General features: G+C 69.6%; 3 protein-coding genes, 1 pseudogene and 1 riboswitch. Of the genes and pseudogenes, 1 reads left to right on the forward strand and 3 read right to left on the reverse strand.

Translation table 11 applies throughout. The features are described 5' to 3' along the window. From B3587_RS06170 to B3587_RS06180, 3 genes are all read right to left on the reverse strand, one after another. A partial coding sequence (locus B3587_RS06170) for an energy-coupling factor transporter transmembrane component T family protein (protein ID WP_292727201.1) occupies window positions 1-567 on the reverse strand: 567 nt, incomplete at its 3' end. Continuing rightward, window positions 564-1937, reverse strand: coding sequence for an ABC transporter ATP-binding protein (locus B3587_RS06175; protein WP_228178349.1), 1374 nt, complete (start codon window positions 1935-1937; stop codon window positions 564-566). The genes B3587_RS06170 and B3587_RS06175, both read right to left, overlap by 4 nt. A 103-nt stretch (window positions 1938-2040) precedes the next feature. Then, complete coding sequence (locus tag B3587_RS06180; protein WP_228178348.1) at window positions 2041-2661, reverse strand: ECF transporter S component; 621 nt, start codon at window positions 2659-2661, stop codon at window positions 2041-2043. Continuing rightward, a riboswitch (TPP riboswitch) is annotated at window positions 2653-2763 on the reverse strand. (Overlaps the previous gene by 9 nt.) Window positions 2764-2801: 38 nt before the next feature. On the opposite strand from B3587_RS06180, the pseudogene B3587_RS06185 reads away from it, so the two are divergent. Beyond that, a pseudogene (locus tag B3587_RS06185) lies at window positions 2802-3301 on the forward strand (D-alanyl-D-alanine carboxypeptidase); the annotation flags it as partial.

Genomic DNA, 3301 nt, shown 5'->3' on the forward strand with positions numbered 1-3301 from the left:
AGCCATTCCGAGGAACCGACGGATGCGGCCGCGGTCGGCGACGCCGCGCGACCGACGCGCGAGCTCGAGGGCACGCCAGTCGTCGACGAAGAGTCCGACCATCCGCAGGCCCGCGAGCCCCCCGAGAACGAAGCGGGCCGGTAGGCGAAGCACCTGCGCGAGCCCGTCGGCAAGATCGGTCGGGTCAACGGTGGCGAACAGAACGACCGACGGCAGCGCTATCGCGAGCACCCGAAGCATCGTGGCAAGCGCCAGAGAGAGCGAACCCTCGCTGACCCGCACCACGAACCACTCCAGGAAGATCACTCCACTCGCCTGGCCGTACAGCGCGATCGTTACGCCGGTGAGCGGCGCAAGCAGCCACACGATCCACGTGCGCCGCCAGAAACGACTCCAGCCGAGGCCAGCGAAAGGGAACAGAGCGAGTTCAATCGCCAGCGCGACCCCGGCCGACACCGCATCCAGGGTCAGCACCAGCGGAATCGTCAGCACGACGATCGCCAGCAGCTTCGCGACCGGATTCAGTCGCGCCACCCGTGAGGGCGCGACAGTCTGGATGTCGATCACGACGACCCGCCGAGCACGAAACTGTCGGCGCCCAGTGCCTCGACGACGTCGAGATCGTGCGTGATCGTCACGACCGCCGACCCCTCATCGCGCACCCGGCCAAGGAGGGCGACGAGTTCGGCCCAGGTGCGCGCGTCCTGCCCGAAGGTGGGTTCGTCGAGAATGAGGACCCGGGGTCGAGTCGCGAGAGCCGCGGCGACCGTGAGCCTGCGCTTCTCGCCTCCCGAGAGCGTGTAAGGGTTGGCATCGGCGAGCCTGTCCAGCCGCAACCGGTGCAGCAGCTCATCGACGCGTGCCGCGATTTCGGACTCCACGAGACCCAGCGCTCGTGGACCGACCTCGAGCTCGCCGCGCACCGTTCGTGCGAGCAACTGATGCTCGGGATCTTGGAACACCATGCCAAGGCGGGTGAGCAGTGCTCGCGAGGGCCACTGGTGGGGATGCCCACGCTCTCCCGCGGCAAGCGCCGCGGAGGCCACGACAGACCCCGCGGCGGGTGCGATCAGCCCGGCAAGGGTCAGCCCGAGCGTGGACTTGCCGGCACCGTTGGGTCCGGTGATCGCCGTCACACCCGCTTCGACGATGTCGAGCCGCGGGACCTCGGCAACCGGCCGACCCGGCACCCGAGCGACGACCAGATCGTGGGCCGACACCAGCACCGAACCCCGAGCGTGTAGGGCGCGCGGGGGCCACGCCGGGCGATGGCCGGGGACCCAGACGCCGGCCGCGGCGAGATCGGCGCCTCGGTCGCGCAGCACCGCGTCCGGCGAGCCGTCGGCGACGACGACGCCAGCCTCGAGGACCACGACCCGATCGACCAGCGACTCCCAGGCCGCTATCCGATGCTCGACGACAACGAGGGTGGCTCCCGTTTGGTCGACGACGCGGGCGACGGCATCCCGCACCTGCTCGACGCCGTCGGGGTCGAGATTGGCCGTCGGTTCGTCAAGGATGATGAGGCCTGGCCGCATCGCGACGATGGCGGCGAGCGCCAGCCGCTGCTTCTGCCCTCCCGACAGAGCGGTCGTCGAGTGATCCAGCGGCACGTCAAGTCCCACCAGGTCGAGGGCCTCGCGCACGCGCGACCAGATCTCTTCGCGGGGGACGCCGAGGTTCTCGCAACCGAACGCGACCTCATCGCCGACCCGCGCTAGCACGACCTGGGAATCGGGGTCCTGCAGCACGAGGCCCGTGCTGCCGCGCGCCGCACTCGGCGGGGAGCCGTCGAGAAGAATCGATCCCTCGCTCTCGCCCTCGTCGCCGCCGAGCACTCCGGCCATCGCCCTCACGAGTGTGGACTTGCCCGACCCCGATGCTCCCAGCAGCAGCACCCTCTCGCCGGCGCCGATCTGCAGATCGATGTCGCGCAATGCCCATGCCCGCCGACTGCCGTGCCGCCAGCCCCAGCCGTCGATCCTGACAGCAACGGGACGAGGGCTGGCCGGAGAAGTCCGAGAAGACTGCGCCGTCACGTCAGACGCGCTGCCGGACTTCACGCCCGGCAGGGAAGGCATCGAGTGCGCCCGTCGCGGCAAGCGCCCGCACCAACAACCACGAGAGCAGACCCGCGATCACCGCACCCGAGATGACAGTGCTGATCAGGTAGACGATCGTGAAGGTCACGTCGGCTCCCGCGTACCAGAGGATCAGATTGTTGATGCCGCCGGCCAGCGCGGCGCCGGCTCCGGCGAGGATGGCGACCGGAAGCGTCCAGACGCGGTAAGCGAAGATCAGGAAGATGATCTCGGCGCCGAGCCCCTGCACGAAGCCGGCCTCGAGCGTCAGGAACCCGCCCCACTGATTGCCGACCAGCGCCGAGACGACGGCAGCGAGCAGCTCGGTGTAGATCGCGGCACCCGGCTTGCGGATGACGAGAGCGCCCAGGACTCCGGCGAACAGCCACGGTCCGTCAAGCAGACCCTGCAGGCCCGGCAGCAGCGGCTCGAGCAGCGCGCTCGGGCCGACGTAACCGACGTTCCAGGCCAGGAAGATCAGGCCGGATGCCACACCGATGACGCTGGCGACGACGATGTCGACGATCCGCCAACGGAACCGGCGCGTGGTCGCTGTGGGGGTGGACGACGAAACAGACATTGTTCTCCTTCCTGCGCTGGCATGACCCAGATCAGGTTCGACGGTCGAAGCGTGGATTCGCTTCCTCTCAGCCCGGCACACCGGACTCCCGTGGTTCGTGGTGCCGAGTATACGCGCCAGGTACGGATAATCTGGGCGGGATGACTGACACGGAGGCGCCGACCGCCCCCGACCCGACCGACGCCGACCAGGCTTCGAGTGCGGCCGCGGGGGGAGCGGTGGAGCGCGCCGACACTGCAGCACTGCAGTGGGCTCGCCCTGCTAGCGCACCTGCCGCGCGCCGGATGCACGACGACCCGGACCAGGGCGACCTCCTGGACGGGATGCCGCGCCGCTCGCTGCTGCGCGGAACCGTCATCGGTCCGACGCTCATCGTGCTCGCTGTCGTCGCGGCATACGCCGCGGTAACCCTGCTCTGGCCGTTGACAGCGGTGATGCCGACGGCGCAGTCCGTCGATGTGGCGCCGCTCACGGCATCCGCTGCGGCTCCTGCCTGGCCCGCCGAGGGTTCGGCTGCAGTCGCCGTCGACGGGTTCGAGTCGACGTCTCCCGAGGGCACGCTGACCTCGACGACGGATGCGGCGCCGCTAGCGAGCATCACGAAGCTCGTGACCGCGCTCATGGTGCTCGACCGCCAGCC

The organism is Microbacterium sp. UBA837 (assembly GCF_002296025.1).
In the GTDB taxonomy this organism is placed as follows: domain Bacteria; phylum Actinomycetota; class Actinomycetes; order Actinomycetales; family Microbacteriaceae; genus Microbacterium.

Excerpts from the sequence above, each read along its gene's own strand:
- B3587_RS06180 (WP_228178348.1), bottom strand. The coding sequence starts at position 2,661 with ATGTCTGTTTCGTCGTCCACCCCCACAGCGACCACGCGCCGGTTCCGT.